We start from the raw sequence: 17,124 nt of genomic DNA on the forward strand, positions 1-17,124 counted from the left end.
AAATGCTGTCAGCATCACAGGAGAATTTAAAAAAATATAGGCCGGGTAAAAACCCGGCCCGGCTGAAGGTTACAACAAAATCTAAACCTGCTTATGAGAAAAATTTTGATTAGTACAATTTACTTATAATGCCATTGCCTGAAGTGAATGGTCTTTACTTTCCAGTTGGGAGCTGCCCATCAGGAATTCGTCCACTTTTCTTGCACACTCACGACCTTCGCTTATTGCCCACACCACCAGTGATTGTCCGCGGCGCATATCGCCGGCAGTAAACACTTTAGGAATGGAAGTGAGGTAATCTTTTTCTGTCGCTTTTACATTGCCACGTTCATCTTTTTCTACTTCCAGCTGATCGAGTAATCCGGTATGTTGCGGATGTACAAAGCCCATAGCCAATAAAGCCAGTTCGCAGGGTACATCTCTTTCAGATCCGGGTACTTCGGTGAACTTTGCCGGTCTGCCATCTGCGCTGGCTGACCATTGCAGGTCTACCAGGCGCAATGCTTTCAGGTGGCCGTTATCATCGCCGATAAAGGCTTTGGTAGCAATTGCCCACTGACGGTCAGCTCCTTCTTCGTGAGAAGAAGATGTTTTTAATACCATCGGATAAGTAGGCCATGGCATATATGATGTACGTTCACCCGGAGGCTTAGGCAACAGTTCCAGTTGTGTGATGCTCACTGCACCATGACGGTTGCTGGTGCCCACACAGTCGGAGCCGGTGTCTCCACCACCTATTACCACTACATTTTTGCCGGAAGCCAGTATATCGCTGCCTTCTACTGCAATATTGCTTACTCTCTTATTTTGCTGTTTCAGGAAATCCATCGCGTAGTGCACACCTTTCAGCTCACGACCAAGAATAGTCAGGTCGCGTGGAATGGTAGAACCGCCGGCCAGTACGATAGCGTTGTATTCTCTCAACAGATCATTAGTACTAACGTTCACACCTACGTTTGCATTGCATTGAAACACCACTCCTTCTTCTTCCATCAGTTTCACGCGACGGTCAATGATCCATTTTTCCAATTTGAAATCAGGGATGCCATAGCGTAAAAGCCCACCTGGTGCGTCATCGCGTTCAAATACGGTTACAGTATGTCCGGCGTAATTCAGTTGTGCTGCTGCTGCCAGCCCAGCCGGGCCGGAGCCTATCACTGCTACTTTTTTTCCGGTGCGCATACGTGGTGCTTTGGCCTGTACCAGGCCTTTATCAAAAGCAACCTCTATGATATGTTTTTCTATTTCTTCAATAGCTACCGGCGGTTGATTGATACCCAATACACAAGCGCTTTCGCAGGGTGCCGGGCAAATACGTCCGGTGAACTCCGGGAAGTTATTGGTAGCGGTAAGAATATCATATGCATCTTGCCAATCCTGGCGGTATACAGCGTCGTTAAATTCCGGTATCACGTTGCCGAGCGGGCATCCGCTGTGGCAAAAAGGCACACCACAATTCATACAGCGTGCTGCCTGTTGATTCAGTTTGTTATCAGGGAAGCGTTCTACAAACTCATTGTAATGGCTTACCCTTTCCCGGGGATCCGCTTTCCCGGGCAACTCGCGTGTAAATTCCAGGAATCCTGTAGGTTTACCCATAATTTTCCTCCACAAGTCCCTTACCTGCAAGGGATATTTTGATGATGAATGTTAATTGTTTGTTCCTTAGCGACCTACTTTTTGTCCCAGCACTTTTCCTGATTTCAGCACAGCCTTGTATTCTTTCGGGAATACCTTCACAAAGTGGCGTAGCTGATTTTCCCAGTCTTTCAGGATAAACTTAGCCACTGTACTGTTCGTATAGGCGTGATGTTTAGTAATCAGATCCTGCAGCATTGTTACATCTTCCTGATCCAGCGGGTCCAGGTCAATCATATCTCTGTTACAGTGATTAGCGAAGGACCCCTTCACATCATATACATAAGCAATACCACCGCTCATGCCTGCACCGAAGTTGCGACCGGTTTCACCCAGGATCACCGCTTTACCATTGGTCATGTATTCGCAACCGTGATCGCCCACTCCTTCTACTACCACAGTAGCGCCGGAGTTACGTACGCAGAAGCGTTCGCCGGCTTTCCCGCGGATGTAGGCTTCTCCGGATGTTGCACCATAGAAGCAAACGTTGCCCGCAATAATATTTTCTTCCGCCTTAAATCCTGCTTCACCCTGTGGGTACAGTATCAGCTTGGAACCAGATAATCCTTTACCAAAATAATCATTTGCTTCTCCTTCCAGTTCCAGCGTTAATCCTTTAGTTGTAAAGGCGCCGAAGCTTTGACCGGCAGAACCGATGAATTTGAAGTGCAGTGTATCTTCCGGCAACCCTTCGCTCTTGTAGCGTTTGGATATTTCGTTGGACAAGATAGTACCGATAGTACGATCTGTATTCTTAACCGGGAATTGCTGATACACCCTGGTCTTCTTTTCCAGCGCAGGCTGTGCTGCTTTAAGCAGTTGCCAGTCTATCACTTCACTGATGCCATGATCCTGTTCTTCCTGTTTGTACAGGCCGGTTTCAGCGGCAGCAGCTTCTTTATATAATATTGGTGACAGATCAATTTTTTGTGTTTTCCAGTTGCTGATATTCTCACGCACCTGCAAACATTCTACTTGTCCCACCATTTCATTGATAGTACGGAAGCCCAGGTCTGCCATGATTTCGCGGAGTTCTTCCACCAGGTAGGTGAACAGATTTACCACGTGTTGCGGATCACCGGTAAAGCGTTTGCGCAAATCAGCATCCTGTGTGGCTACGCCTACGGGGCACGTGTTTACATGGCATTTACGCATCATGATACAACCTTCTACCACCAGTGCAGCAGTTGCCACACCCCATTCCTCTGCACCTAACAAAGTGGCAATGGCAATGTCACGGCCGGTTTTCAGCTGACCATCTGTTTGTACTACTACCCTGCTACGGAGTTTGTTTTTTACGAGTGTCTGGTGTGTTTCTGCCAAACCGAGTTCCCATGGGAGTCCTGCGTGTTTGATAGAACTTACGGGAGATGCACCGGTACCGCCATCATGACCAGAAACCAGTATCACATCGGCATGTGCTTTGGCCACACCGGCTGCGATAGTACCCACACCTGCTTTGGATACCAGCTTTACGCTGATACGTGCAGCGCGGTTGGCATTTTTCAGATCATAAATGAGCTGTGCCAGATCCTCAATAGAATATATATCATGGTGTGGTGGCGGAGAAATCAGGCCTACTCCGGGTGTGGAGTGTCTAACTTTTGCAATCCAGTCATCCACTTTATGACCGGGCAGTTGTCCGCCCTCGCCGGGTTTAGCACCCTGCGCCATTTTAATTTGTAATTCGTCGGCATTGGTCAGGTAATAGCTGGTTACCCCGAAACGGGCGCTGGCTACCTGTTTGATGGCAGAGCGCATAGAGTCGCCGTTTGGCAGTTGCTCATAACGCAGCTCATCTTCTCCACCCTCACCGGTATTGCTTTTTGCACCAATGCGGTTCATGGCAATGGCCAGTGTGGAGTGTGCCTCGTGAGAAATAGATCCAAAGCTCATTGCACCCGTAGCAAAACGTTTGAAGATGCTGCTGGCTGGCTCTACTTCATCTATTGAAATAGAAGTACGGTTACGCCTAAACGAAAACAGACTACGTAATGTGCAGGCTTTCTCGCTTTGTTCGTTTACCGCTTTTGAATATTTTTTGAAAGCGCTGTAATCACCCATGCGGGTAGATAACTGCAGATAGTGAATAGTAGTAGGATTAAAGAGATGGAATTCTCCTTTACGCTTCCACTGATACACGCCGCCTTCTGTTAAACGCTGTACAGGAGTTTCTTTACGACCGTAGCCCATCCAGTGTTTCGCCAGTGTTTCGCGTGCAATATCATCAATGCCCAGGCCCTGAATGCGGGAAACGGCACCGGTGAAATATTTATCAACAGTTTGCTGATTGATACCCAGTATTTCAAAGATCTGTGCGCCCTGGTAAGATTGCAGGGTAGAGATGCCCATTTTTGAAAATACTTTCAACAGGCCATCGCAAATAGCTTTGATATAATTTTTCTTGAGTTTATCTACATCGAGTGCTGTATCCAGTTTGTTATTCAGCTTCATATCGCGGATAGTGCTGAGTGCCAGATATGGATTGATGGCAGTAACGCCAAAGCCCAACAGACAAGCGAAATGATGCACTTCCCATACATCACCGGCTTCTACGATCAGTCCTACCTGTCCACGGTAACCCTTACGGATCAGATGGTGGTGTACAGCAGAAGCAACCAGTATAGAAGGAATAGCAGCGTGTTCAGAATCGATAGCACGGTCAGAGAGGATGATTACTTCAAAACCATCTTCTACTGCATCTACTGCGTAACGGCAAATGCGGGCCAGTCCTTTTTCCATGGAGCCGGGTTTACCGTCTGCCTTGAAATAGGTATGTAATGTTTTGGCCTGGAACAAACCGGTATCAATACTGCGTATTTTTTCCAGTTCGTGGTTGTTGAGAATCGGATGATGCAACGCTAAACCATGGCAGTGCAGCGGATCTTCATCCAGCAGGTTACCATTGTTACCGACAAAGGTCGCGAGCGACATTACCAGTCTTTCCCTGATAGGATCAATAGGAGGATTGGTTACCTGTGCAAATAATTGTTTGAAATAGTTGCAGAGATGTTGCGGCTGATTGCTCAGTATCGCCAGTGGCACATCTGTACCCATGGAGCCGATGGGCTCTTTACCATCAATAGCCATTGGGGCAATGATGGCATCCAGGTCTTCCGTGCTGTAACCGAATGCACGCTGGTATTTAAAGATCTGGTCGTGCAAGAGGTGACTAAAGGTTACTCTTGGCTCTGGCAGCTCTTCCAGACGGATTTTATATTTATTCAGCCATTCTCCGTAAGGTTGCTGGGAGCAGATCTGTTGTTTCAGTTCTTCATCACCAATGATACGGCCCTGTTCCATGTCTACAATAAACATTTTACCAGGTTGCAGACGGCCTTTTTCTTTTATATTCTTAGGATCGATGGGCAATACTCCGGCTTCAGAAGCCATGATTACGCGATCGTCTTTAGTTACAACAAAGCGGCTGGGGCGTAATCCGTTACGGTCCAGGGTAGCGCCAATGATTTTTCCATCGGTGAAGGAAATGGAAGCTGGTCCATCCCATGGCTCCATAAGCGAAGCATGATATTCATAGAATGCTTTCTTTTCTTCTCCCATGTCTTCATTGCCGTCCCATGCTTCCGGAACGAGCATCATCATTACATGCGGCAGTGAGCGGCCTGTCATGGTGAGCAGTTCAATTACATTATCCAGGCTGGCAGAATCGGATTGGCCTTCTTCCACAATAGGAAGCAGCATATCCATTTCTTCAGGGGTGAAATATTTGGACACAAAGTCTCTTTCACTGGCACGGAGCCAGTTGAGGTTTCCTTTGAGTGTATTGATTTCACCGTTATGTGCAATATATCTGTAAGGGTGAGCCAGTCTCCAGCTGGGGAACGTATTAGTAGCAAAACGGGAGTGAATGAGGGCGAAGGCCGAAACCATCTTTTCATCACTGAGGTCGGTATAATAATGACGTACCTGGTAGGTGGTCAGCTGTCCTTTATATACTATTGTTTTATAAGAGAGCGATGCAATATAGAACAGTGACTTTTCTTTAGGCACTGTATTGCGCACTGTTTTAGAAATGTAGTTACGGAGTACAAATAATTTGCGCTCAAAAATTTCCGGATCACTGATATGATAAGGGCAGGCGATAAATACCTGTTCAATTTCCGGTTCTACAGACAGGGCTGTTTCGCCGATGCCGTCCGGACGTACCGGTACTTTACGATAGCCAAGAATTTCCAGGCCCAGTTTCTCTGCGCTACGTTGAAATATTTCACGACATTCTTCACGCCAGCGTGGCTCTTTCGGAAAGAACACCATGCCTACACCGTATTTTCCAAATTCCGGCAGACGGATACCCAGTTTCAGGCATTCATCATACAAGAACTCATGTGGCATCTGAAACAGTATTCCTGCACCATCACCCGTATTTTGCTCACAACCGCAAGCTCCGCGGTGTTCCATGTTTTCCAGCATGGTTAAAGCATCACGAATAATATGGTGAGATTTACGGCCTTTAATATGGGCAGTAAATCCTGTTCCGCAGGCATCATGTTCAAATTCCGGACGGTATAAACCTTGCGTTTGCTTCACTTCATCCATTTGGTTTAGATTTTTTGCTTTGGCACACTCTCCCCCTTAGACTTGCGCCGAGGGTGATGGTGTACGATATAATTCGGGAACGGTTTAAAGATACTAAAGGAATGCGGTATTTTTTGTATAAACTTTTGTTAGATGGCTAAAATTTAGAAAAAGATAAAAATAGAAGACTATTTGTTGGAATTTTTAAAAAAATGAAAGCTCATTAGGGTAAAATTGAATCAGATTTGCTGGTAACCAGGGCTTTTTATTAGCTGAAGATTAGCACAATTTTACAAGGGATACTTGATGACATTGGATCTGCCGGTGATTTATGCTCTTTTTCTTTAATTTAGCGATATGTCTGATTTATGCTTCCTGGCCAAAGTAATTACCTATATCTGTTATCATATAAAATATTTTAACCAACAGGCATCTTCCGGGCATTCCTACGGAAAAGGAAGTAGATCAGCATGGGATTGATTTAGGCGAGATGAACACCAGGCTGTTGCAGAAAGTAGAAGAGCTAACGTTGTATCTGATTGAACAAAGTAAAAAGATAACTATCCTGGAAGACGAAGTAAAGGGGCTGAAGAAAAAGGAATAAATGCTGAGGGGGTGACCCAAAAATAAAATTTAGTACTTGCAAGAGTATTTTTTTACTAGCTACTGTATAAAAAAACAGGCTCAATAATCACTTACCTAATCTGGTAGATTATTGAGCCTGTTAATTGAAGGTTGTGCAACAGTCACTTTTGGGTTAGCCCCTTGGTGTTTTAATATTTTATTGCAAATGACTTACAGATTGATCCATGGACCGTAGCCATTGGCTTTTGTCCAGGTTCGCTGCATCAGATTATCACTAGGACCTTTAGCAAAGATATCTATCGACAGCGAATCGGTTGATGCTGTAGCAGGCGCTGAATAGATACTGGCGCCAATACTTTCCCAGTTTTTCCAATTGGTAGTTGTAGACCAATTGGTAGTGATGAGCTGATGGTTGGCGCCTAAGGCGAAAACATCTACATTGAGGTATCCTCTCGCAATGGCAGCCGGAGCAGAGTAAATAGTACCCCCTAAATTGCCCCATACCGTTCTGTCAGATTCTTTTGTCCAGATTCCCTGTACCATATGGTTGCCTGCATCCTGCGCATACATCTCAATAGAATTGGGGTAACGGGAAGTGCCGGAAGCGGCAGAAGACACGTTTATATTGAAGCTCTGCCATTCATGCCAGCCTTCACCCTCTACGTAATAAATGGTTTGCAAAACATCGTTGGCGCCTCTCACTAAAACATTGATGAAGTCAGCGGCTCTGGATTCAGCGTTTGGCGCTGAATAGAGATAACCGCCAAGATTTGTCCATTGACTCCACCCCCCGTTGAGCGTCCAGGTTTTGAAGATCAGGTTATTGGAAGCTCCTCTCGCAAAAACAGCTATACTGTTTCCATCTCTTGAGGTAGCTGAAGGATCTGAAGTAAGATTACCACCCAGATCATTCCAGGCTGACCAACCGGTACCAGGAGTATATACTTTCTCCAGCAAGGTGTTGGTCTGACTTCTTAAAAACAAATGGAGTTCTTTGGTGCCTTTTCTATAGGTGGCGGTTGGAACATAGAAATTGCCTGGTGTATTTCCGTAGAAATAATTTAATGCCACCACATCATTCGGATTAAACGGATGATCCTCGTTATTCAAACAACCTGACAGCCAGCTGAAAGCCGCTCCACTGGTGGGCGTTCCGTCAATTTTGATTAGGTCTGTTTGTGTATCACCTGTTTTAGTTACCTGTTTATAAGTACAATTGTAAGAATTATTAACGTAGGTAGTATGCCTTAAACCAATGGCGTGGCCAATTTCATGAGCCATCAGTGTAGCCAGCCGTTTTTCGTCCGGGTTGTTACCCAACGTTGTTATATCCAACAGTACCGGGCTGGAAGGAGTCCTGGAAGCAGCAGAATAGGCAGGCGTTAAAGCCAATACGCCGTTACCCAGCGTACTATCCTTGATTTCAATATCTGCATCCGACCTGTTGGCCACTTTTTTAAAAGTAATACGCAGGTTGAGCGCATTGTACCTGGCAATAACAATATCTGCTGCACTTACATAAGCGGCTGGCAAACCTGCTACAGAAATATTGATAATACGCGGCAATGCCGTGAGTGTATATGATAACTTGTACTGGTCTGCTTCTGCGATGAAAAGTGTGGTATACCCCTGTTTGGTTTCCAGGTCTTTCTCTGTTAAAAAAAGATCTCCTTCCACAATATAGCCACCAGTTACCTTTGCCACATTCAGCGTATCAAAACCCAGTGCATTGATTTTCCCGATAGTGGAGGCAGTTATTTTGTTGCCATCTTCCGGGGTGGGTGGATCTTTCTTACAGGCAGATAAAAGGACCGCACCTGCTGCGAAGCAGGTGAAAAATTTAATGAATAAATTCATAGTTAAGTAAGTGTTTTCAGATAATCAGTACTTGTTGTGATATAGCGTTAATGTATGTGTTATAGGCACGTAAGGGTATTAACATTCAAAAATAAACAGAATTATTTATTTCTAAAATTTATTTAAATCATGATATGTTCATCTTTGAGTCCCCATTCATTAAGGCTCAAACTGAAAAACTGTCTTACCATTTTTTATCTGCACGCGTAAAGGCTCGCCCAGGAGGCTTTCGTTTTGCATTCTGTCCAGTGCGGTTACAAGATAGGTATATGTTTTACCCTTTACATAATTCACATCTTTAAATTCCGGATCGGACGATTGTTCCAGTATACTGATTATTTTCGTAGGGTCGCTGACGTTAACCGGTTCATTTTGCTCAAAACGGTATAGTACATATTGTTTGGTATGACCGCTGGTATCGTCATCGGCCCAATGTATCTCCAGTCCGCCGGGTCGTTCAAAGGCATCAATAAAATAAGGGGCCTCCGGTGTTTGTTGGGGTAGCCAGGACATAACAGGTCTGAGAGCAGGGAATTTATAAACACCTTTACGCAGCGCATCTTCTATGCCGAGCGGATTTCCCCTGAAAGAGGCGGCACTGTAAAAAATGCTTCCCTGAATAGTATTTAATGTTCTGGCTTCTTCTATCTGTGCCGGCAGTTCATTGGGATTTTTCCAGGCGGCATTGCTGTTAATGCGGTACACCCCATGTCCAATATATACCTGCCGGCCATAGCCATGTTGTCCCCACCAGTTTAAGAGTACCTCGTAATCGGCCAGCCGGTGCCCGCGTTCCCAATATAATTGTGGCGCTACATAATCTATCCAGCCTTTTTTTAACCATTTGAGGATATCCGCATATAAATCGTCATAATTGGTTTGCCCACCTTTGGTGTAAGACCCTTCCGGATCTTTATCTTTATTACGCCAAACGCCAAATGGGCTGATACCAAATTTAACCCAGGGCTTTTCCGCTTTGATGGCTACACTCAGCATTTGTATAATGGCATCTACGTTGGAACGGCGCCAATCATCTTTCATCATGTTATTGCCGTACTGACGATAGGAATTATTGTCTGGAAATTCCTTCCCGGGAGCGCGGTACGGGTAGAAGTAATCATCGAAGTGTACGGCATCAATATCATAACGCTTTACCACATCACGGATCACTGCCGTCACATACTGGCGCACTTCCGGAATGCCCGGATCAAAATATTTCTTGTTATCGTACGTCAAAAACCATTGTGGCTTAAGGCGGGTGATATGATTAGGAGCGATGCTGCTGCGGCTGACATTGAATACAGCACGGTAGGGATTAAACCAGGCATGAAACTCCATGCCCCGTTTATGCGTTTCTTCCACCATAAACTGCAGGGGATCATAATACGGATTTGGCGCCTGCCCCTGTACACCGGTGAGGTATTCGGACCATGGTTCATAGGGAGAGGCATAAAATGCATCTGTAGCCGGACGAACCTGTACCACAACGGCATTCATCCCATTGTGCTGTTGCTGGTCAAGTATAGCAATGAACTCCTGTTTTTGCTGTTCTGTACTTAAGCTGCGTTTTGATGGCCAGTCAATATTTTCCACGGTGGCTATCCACACGGCTCTTAATTCCCGTTTGGGCGGCAACTGTGCCCATGCCTGCTGCATAAAGACTATCCATAGGATCGCGCCTGCTATAAATTGCTTCAACATCTGCCTTACTTTAAATCCGTAAAATGCGAAAATAGCAAAAAGCAAGTCTGTTGCGTTATAAATATGTGATTCTTATGTGGATAGGGGTTATTTTTTCAGGTAGAGAATCAAGGGAAGAATTTATGAATAACGTTTTCTATGAACCATTGAGGGAGCTGTTCCTGTAAGATGTTTAAGTCTTCTCCTTCTTTAGTTGCAATCATCTTTAAATCATTTGAGTTATCAAAAAAGTAGGCCTTATCGACCAAGGCTGTAGCTCCAGCGAGATTATCCAAAGATTTAGGGTAACGACTAATAATACTTTTTTCTGGTACAGCGTGGCCTGCTTTTGAAATTCTGTTTTTGACCCGTGATATGTTTATTGCCGGTGTTGTTGTAGCAATAAAATATAAATATGTTTTATAACCCAATGTCTTTGCATGTTTTATCTCATCTAATTTCGAAGGATGGGACATGACAGTTTCAAAAGAATAAGTTTGGCCAGATAATAAAAGTTGATTCCTCAGGAAATCTGCAATTAGCGCTCCGATATAGCCTCCGGGAACATCATAAGGAGTTAGTAACTGTAATAAATTATTTTTCACACTTACGGCATCCTTAAAGAGAGACATGTTTATTTTAGCGAAAAAGGAACTTTTGTTTAAAAAGGCCTCCCACTGATTGGGAACGATGGAGAGCTGATAATCTTCAAAGTTCAGGAATCGTTTTTCCTGCAAATCTTTTTCAAGATTATCTGCATTAATAAAATAACCTACCCGTATAGGCTTTCCCGTTATTTCATTGATTTCCTGCCGGAGTGATGTAAATAAGGTAGACTTGCCAGAACCATTAGGCCCACCAATGATTCTCAATCGTTTAGTTAACACGTTTAATGATAAATTTTTTTTGTGTTATTTTAACAAATGGGTTTTCCAGTTCTTCTACCAGCTCTTCTTTTCCGTCAGGATATAACTTTATTACACTTGTACCTTTAAGGATTGTTATAGGGAGACCGAGAGCGAGGGATTCTCTTGCGGCTTTATTACCGGCCTTTTCAGCTGCTCTTTTCACCAGTTCATCTTCTTCCCTGTCTTCTTCCAGTGTTTTATTGATATCTTCCATAAAAAAACAACTTTCTTAAAGTTACGTAGAATTAAACACTTATACCTCCTTATTCACCTTTACGTTAAAAGTTGGCGGGGTATAATCTTCCGGTAAATAATCAGCCGGAATAGTTGTTGTATTCCCATCTCTCTGGGCGCGGTAATGCGGCGACATAATTTCTACACCGGCAGCATTAAACTGATCCTGAATATTCTGATGAAGAGAGGAATAGATAAGTGCCATTTTGTGTGACTGATCAGTGTAAGCATTGATTTCATAGGCAACATAAAAATCATCCAGGCCGGTTTGCAGTACAAACGGTGGGCGGTCTTTAAGGATACCATCTGTGGCAAGGGCGGCGTTGATCAGCAATTCATGGATCTGTTTCCACGGAGCATCATAGCCAATTGTAACAGTGGTGTGCAACACCAGTCCCAGCTCTTTACTGGAAGAGGTGAAATTGATAGTATGCCCGCTGAGTATACTGGCATTAGGTACTGTGATTTCTTCATTCTTGATAGTCAGTAACCGTGTCACCAATAAATTTTTCTCTATCACCTTGCCGGTGATCTCTCCTATCTTCACTACATCTCCTATCTTGAATGGGCGCATGTAGGTAATAACGAAGCCGGCAATCACATTGGAGATGGCGGATGATGAGCCGAGCGAAAACAGGATACCCAGAAAAACAGAGACTCCCTGAAAAATTTTTGAATCAGATCCCGGCAGATATGGGAAGATGACTACAAACATAAAGGCATACAGCAAAAATTTGATACCACTTGCGGTGGGTCTGGCCCAATCTGCATAAAACCCTTTGATAGTGAGATTGGCAGTGGCTACTTCTTCAGCGAGATAGTTCACCAGTTTTATCAGGTACCGAGTAACAAAGTATATCACCAGTATGGTGAGTAATTTAGGGAGATAATGCAGCAGTCCTGTAAATATGGACTTGATAGGACTCAGTGTCCAGTCAATGAGTTTGTCGGCGATGCCTTTGGTCCAGGGAAAAATGCTGAAAACAAAAGGCAACGTGATATAAAAAATAAACAGGATCAGGACTATCCGTGCAACGCGCAATGCATTAAAGGCAAGCCCGATCTGCTTCTGCTGGTTGAGCAAGGCATAGTCTTTTACTTTTACGCCTTTAAAATAGCGGTCTTTATCCCTTATTATTTTAGCCCGTACCCGTTTAAACAAACGGTTGATCCAATATACGATGGTGCCAAATATTACCAGGATTAATAATAGCCACGCAATGCGTATCAGGATGTTTTGTAAGCTGTTTTCCTTTTTCTGTTGCAGAATGCTTTTACGGATGGTGGCTGCATAGTCTTTGGCTACCTGCATTTTATCCTGGTTTAACCAAAGGGCGTCATCATCCGTAATCGTCAACAGGATCAGGTCATTGTATGCCACATCCACATTGTTTTCATTGGGCACTACAATTACAGAATCGGGAGAAAAGAAAGGATCTGCTTCCAGCCGTTCCAGTTTTACAACAATATTCTGTGCTCTTTCGCTGGGGCGCAGTGGGCCCAGCCTGTTATAAACATAGAAGAGTGTATCACCGAAGGGACTTACAGGAAAGCCGCCGTGAAAGGCTTTCAGGCGATCAATATTTTGTTGGCGGACTACTTTTTTAAGGGAGTCGGCCTGTTCAAAAGCCGTCAGTTTTTGTTGCAGCTCTTGTTTGCGTTGGTCGTTGTTGTTTTTTATTGATAACAGTTGTTCTTCCAAAGCCTGTTTCTGCACTGCATCTGCTTTGAGGAGGGAATCGCTTTCCCGGAGCAGGCGGGTAGTGAGTACCAGTTGCGTATCCGTAAGAGAGTCACGGGAGGCTTTACTGCTGTCTGTTTGCGCGGTGCAAAATAAGAAGAAGGTAACCAGGATGCCGGTTAAAAAAAGGGTATAAACAACTCTCATTCCCGAAGCTTTTATTTAAAGTACGGAAAATTCCTGTAGCGGGCCAGGCAGCATATCAAAATGTGTGAAAATTTATAAAAGCGGGCGTGTTGGAGTTATCCTACACTTGTCTTTTCGTGTATTGGCTGTAATCGGGCAATATCGCTTCATACTCCTGGTGCATGAGTGGTGAAGTGAGCAGAAAGTCTGCGGATGCGCGGTTGCTGGCCATCGGAATGTTCCATACTACGCCCAGGCGAAGCAGGGCTTTGATATCCGGATCATGGGGTAATGCTTCCATTGGGTCCCAGAAGAAGATAATAACATCCAGTTCTCCTGTAGCTACCAGGGCACCAATTTGCTGATCGCCGCCCAGTGGGCCGCTCAGCAGTTTTCTTACAGATACGTCCAGCGCCTGTTCTATGAGTTTGCCGGTAGTGCCGGTGGCATATAGTTCATGGCGACTCAGCACAGTTTTGTTATAGATGGCCCACTCTATCAGTTCGGCTTTCTTATGGTCATGTGCGATCAGGGCAATCCGTTTGCGTGCTTTTAAAACTTTAGTTGTTTGCATATCTGCTACAAAAGTAACAAGTGACACGCAATAAATAAATGTAGATTTTATTTAATGTTGTGGGCGTCTATCGTTCATATCCAGTGTGGCGAGGTCGCGGTCAAAAATATAGAGGCCACCTTTATCTTCCCCTATGAGCTTTAATTTATCCAGGATGAGCCTTGCCAGTCGCTCTTCTTCGATCTGTTCTGTAACATACCACTGTAAAAAGTTGTGGGTAGCATAATCCTTTTCACCCAGGCACATATCTACCAGGTTATTAATTTCTTTGGACACGAGTAGCTCATGACTAAACACATGTTCAAAAATGGCATGTATATTTTTAAACTTCACCGTTGGCTGCTTCAGCGCCGGCACCAGGCCATGACCGCCCCGTTCGTTAATGAATTTCAGCAGTTTGAGCATATGTGCTCTTTCCTCATCGGAGTGGCGGTATAAAAATTGGGCAATGCCGTTATATCCCTGGACTTCAGACCAGGAGGCCATTGCCAGATAATACTGGGAAGACGCTGCTTCCATTTCCACCTGTTGATTGAGTGCTGTTTCGATTTTTGAAGAAAGTTCTTTCAATAACATGACAAATAATTTTGCCTGGGTGAAGTGAAATGGCAGTGGGCAGGGGATATCATTTATGCCTATAACGAGATTGTAAAATTCAATGGGGATTCACATAAAGGCGTCCTGAAATTCTGCCTGAAAAACGCTACCTTTGCGTAAGTAAATTAGGATAAAATGATTAAAACAGGAAATCCGATCATCAGTATATATACAGAAATGACTCCCAACCCGGAAACCATGAAGTTTGTGGCAAACAAACTGCTGTACCCAGGTAAGAGTATTGATTTCCCGGATGAAGCCAGCGCCAAACCGTCTCCTTTAGCCATGGAGCTGTTTAGCTTCCCTTTTATAAAGGGCGTATTTATTATGGCTAACTTTATTACGCTTACAAAAACCAGCGAAACTGACTGGAACGATATAATTCCTACGGTAAAAGCCTTCCTGAAAGAATATCTGGAAGATACCCGTCCTATTATCAACGAAGATGAAGTAGTTATTACTAAATCTACTGCGAGCAATGAGGTGAGTGCTGATGACACGGATGTGGTAAAACGTATCAAGGAGTTACTTGAAAACTACGTGAAACCTGCTGTGGAAATGGATGGCGGCGCCATTCAATTCAAAGATTATAACGACGGCACGGTAACCCTGATGTTACAAGGTTCCTGTTCAGGCTGCCCCTCCTCCATGATTACGCTCAAAGCCGGCATTGAAGGCATGATGAAGCGTATGATCCCGGAAGTGAAGGAAGTTGTGGCAGAAGCAGAATAAGCCATAGTTGAGTGAATGATAGTGTTAAACAAAAGCACAGTCTTATGGCTGTGCTTTTTTATTTAGCCTTTTTTAGCTTTTAGCTATTAGTCGGGTTAAATAAAATGAATAAATAATAAAAACTGATCACTAAAGGCTAAGCGCTAACAGCTAATCACTAATGAAAGGATTATTAGTACTACTAACAGGTCTGGCTATTGCCATACAACCTATACAGGCACAAAGAAAGAAAAGCGTGGACAGCTCCGCAGCCATCATTACCTACGGCTTTAGCAGCAACGGTAAAGCTACTCCCGGCAACGGATTACAACTGATCATTGATCATAACCGTGCCCATCTCCTTCCCGGCGACAAAAAACAAAAAGAACAACAATACCTGCAGCTGGATGAAAAGTCAAGCTGGCAGGTACTTGATATTCCTAACGGAAACGTATATACGCTGAAAAAACCGTTCGGCGAATACGTACAACCGGAGCTGTTACCAGATACTGCTACTATTCTGGGGTATGTATGTAAAAAGGCAAAACTGTTTATCCGTTCCAACACGATAGAAGTATGGTACACCAATGAATTGGCGCTGAAAGGTACGCCCAGTATTACTATCGCGCCCGGCCTTGGACTGGTGCTCAAAATAGTACGTAACGGCAATAGCGAAACAATAGCGAAAAAGATTGAATACCGTAAAATAACGTCTGCCGAACTGGCCTGGCCCACTAATACCGGTCAGCTGGTAGATGATGCCGCCTACATGCGTCAGGTGATAGACAGCCGATACACTACCCTGCCTGTTTTTAGCCAGGAGCAGATTAGCTGGGGCAACAATGCCATTAATCCTGCCGGAGAGCAATTGGACCAAACGTATCATTACGCCGGCGGCACCCTGATTCTTAAAAAGGTGAAACTGCCGGCTCCTCAAAAAGGTGAAACACTGTTTGCAGAACTCACACAATATTCTAACGGAGATGCTTACGACAGAACCGGCTCCGTGTTTATGATCCCGGTAGACAAAGCCACTTCCTTTCTGGATGGCTTGCAAAAAGGCGTAGGTGCGTTACCGTTATTTACCGCTGCAAATGGTAAGAAATACCAGGGCATGGTAGCCACCGATAATTATTTACCGGCACTGGAAATACTGCGTTTCTTCACACCTTTTGGGGTGCATCATTTTAATAACCAGGTAAAGATACAAGGCTATAACTGGGCCGACTCCGTGATCTATAAACAAGATATCACAGAGCTGCAAAACCGCCTGCAGGGCGAAGTGTGGATAGGTGTATATATTGGTAACTATGACAAAGGCGGGCATAAAGTAAGTCTCAGTTTTAAATATTATCCCGGAGATGGAGAAGATGAAAACCGCCCTTCTCCTGATTGGATCTCTCCTGCATTTAATACTACCAACCTGATGGAAATGGCAGGACAGGAATATGCAACGCTTTTTGACAAAGACTCTCTGAGCGTTACGGTGAATATTCCTGAAGGTATTAAAAATATACAGTTACGTTATATCACTACCGGCCATGGTGGCTGGGGCGGTGGGGATGAATTTAATCCCAAACAAAATGAAATTTTTGTAGATGGCAAACGCGTCTATCATTTTATTCCATGGCGTACGGATTGTGCTACTTATCGTTTATCCAATCCGGCTTCAGGCAATTTCGGTAATGGGCTGTCTTCTTCTGATCTGAGCCGCTCCAACTGGTGTCCGGGCACACTTACCTCGCCTGTATTTATTTCGTTGCCGGACATTACACCCGGCCTGCATACGATCAAAGTGGCCATCCCGCAAGGGAAGCCGGAAGGCAACAGCCAGAGTTTCTGGAATGTGTCTGGCACTTTGATGGGCGTAAAACAGTAAAAAAAATTACGAATTGCGAATTACGGATCGAAGCGATCTTTGCTTCGATCCGTAATTC

11 protein-coding genes are annotated in these 17,124 nt (G+C 44.4%); 2 read left to right on the plus strand and 9 right to left on the minus strand.

Going from position 1 to position 17,124, the window contains the following annotated elements; genetic code table 11:
* Positions 1–123: 123 nt before the first annotated feature.
* The 9 genes from CLV51_RS03205 to CLV51_RS03245 form a co-directional block, all read right to left on the minus strand.
* Positions 124–1,599, minus strand: a complete 1,476-nt coding sequence (locus tag CLV51_RS03205) for a glutamate synthase subunit beta (RefSeq protein WP_106526558.1) — start codon at positions 1,597–1,599, stop codon at positions 124–126.
* A gap of 66 nt (positions 1,600–1,665) precedes the next feature.
* A complete protein-coding gene (gltB, locus tag CLV51_RS03210) occupies positions 1,666–6,195 on the minus strand; it encodes a glutamate synthase large subunit (RefSeq protein WP_106526559.1) in 4,530 nt (1,509 codons plus the stop codon).
* A gap of 774 nt (positions 6,196–6,969) precedes the next feature.
* Entirely contained in the window at positions 6,970–8,616 is a 1,647-nt protein-coding gene (locus CLV51_RS03215) for a M57 family metalloprotease (protein WP_106526560.1), read from the minus strand.
* 159 nt (positions 8,617–8,775) lie between these two features.
* A complete protein-coding gene (locus tag CLV51_RS03220) occupies positions 8,776–10,317 on the minus strand; it encodes a glycoside hydrolase family 10-like protein (RefSeq protein ID WP_106526561.1) in 1,542 nt (513 codons plus the stop codon).
* Positions 10,318–10,424: 107 nt separating this feature from the next.
* A complete protein-coding gene (locus CLV51_RS03225) occupies positions 10,425–11,183 on the minus strand; it encodes an ATPase (RefSeq protein ID WP_106526562.1) in 759 nt (252 codons plus the stop codon).
* Positions 11,173–11,418, minus strand: coding sequence for a hypothetical protein (locus CLV51_RS03230; protein WP_106526563.1), 246 nt, complete (start codon positions 11,416–11,418; stop codon positions 11,173–11,175). The genes CLV51_RS03225 and CLV51_RS03230 overlap by 11 nt, the downstream gene beginning before the upstream one ends.
* A 39-nt stretch (positions 11,419–11,457) precedes the next feature.
* Positions 11,458–13,326: a mechanosensitive ion channel family protein gene (locus tag CLV51_RS03235; RefSeq protein ID WP_106526564.1), complete on the minus strand. Its 1,869-nt coding sequence runs from the start codon at positions 13,324–13,326 to the stop codon at positions 11,458–11,460.
* 100 nt (positions 13,327–13,426) lie between these two features.
* Positions 13,427–13,879, minus strand: coding sequence for a methylglyoxal synthase (locus CLV51_RS03240; protein WP_106527570.1), 453 nt, complete (start codon positions 13,877–13,879; stop codon positions 13,427–13,429).
* Positions 13,880–13,930: 51 nt separating this feature from the next.
* Positions 13,931–14,455, minus strand: a complete 525-nt coding sequence (locus CLV51_RS03245; protein ID WP_106526565.1) for a ferritin — start codon at positions 14,453–14,455, stop codon at positions 13,931–13,933.
* Positions 14,456–14,611: 156 nt separating this feature from the next.
* Here CLV51_RS03245 and CLV51_RS03250 point away from each other — a divergent pair, with 156 nt between their 5' ends.
* Together CLV51_RS03250 and CLV51_RS03255 are read left to right on the plus strand one after the other, a co-directional pair.
* On the plus strand, positions 14,612–15,208 hold the full coding sequence (locus tag CLV51_RS03250) for a NifU family protein (RefSeq protein WP_106526566.1): 597 nt from the start codon (positions 14,612–14,614) through the stop codon (positions 15,206–15,208).
* Between the two features lie 160 nt (positions 15,209–15,368).
* Positions 15,369–17,066, plus strand: a complete 1,698-nt coding sequence (locus tag CLV51_RS03255; protein WP_106526567.1) for a PNGase F N-terminal domain-containing protein — start codon at positions 15,369–15,371, stop codon at positions 17,064–17,066.
* The last annotated feature ends 58 nt before the right edge of the window (positions 17,067–17,124 follow it).

Source organism: Chitinophaga niastensis, from assembly GCF_003014755.1.
Lineage (GTDB): Bacteria > Bacteroidota > Bacteroidia > Chitinophagales > Chitinophagaceae > Chitinophaga > Chitinophaga niastensis.

What these genes read in the sequence shown, in the direction of transcription:
- CLV51_RS03205 (WP_106526558.1), bottom strand. Translation starts at nt 1,599, where the DNA reads ATGGGTAAACCTACAGGATTCCTGGAATTTACACGCGAGTTGCCCGGG.
- gltB (WP_106526559.1), bottom strand. Translation starts at nt 6,195, where the DNA reads ATGGATGAAGTGAAGCAAACGCAAGGTTTATACCGTCCGGAATTTGAA.
- CLV51_RS03215 (WP_106526560.1), bottom strand. Translation starts at nt 8,616, where the DNA reads ATGAATTTATTCATTAAATTTTTCACCTGCTTCGCAGCAGGTGCGGTC.
- CLV51_RS03220 (WP_106526561.1), bottom strand. Translation starts at nt 10,317, where the DNA reads ATGTTGAAGCAATTTATAGCAGGCGCGATCCTATGGATAGTCTTTATG.
- CLV51_RS03230 (WP_106526563.1), bottom strand. Translation starts at nt 11,418, where the DNA reads ATGGAAGATATCAATAAAACACTGGAAGAAGACAGGGAAGAAGATGAA.
- CLV51_RS03235 (WP_106526564.1), bottom strand. Translation starts at nt 13,326, where the DNA reads ATGAGAGTTGTTTATACCCTTTTTTTAACCGGCATCCTGGTTACCTTC.
- CLV51_RS03240 (WP_106527570.1), bottom strand. Translation starts at nt 13,879, where the DNA reads ATGCAAACAACTAAAGTTTTAAAAGCACGCAAACGGATTGCCCTGATC.
- CLV51_RS03245 (WP_106526565.1), bottom strand. Translation starts at nt 14,455, where the DNA reads ATGTTATTGAAAGAACTTTCTTCAAAAATCGAAACAGCACTCAATCAA.
- CLV51_RS03250 (WP_106526566.1), top strand. Translation starts at nt 14,612, where the DNA reads ATGATTAAAACAGGAAATCCGATCATCAGTATATATACAGAAATGACT.
- CLV51_RS03255 (WP_106526567.1), top strand. Translation starts at nt 15,369, where the DNA reads ATGAAAGGATTATTAGTACTACTAACAGGTCTGGCTATTGCCATACAA.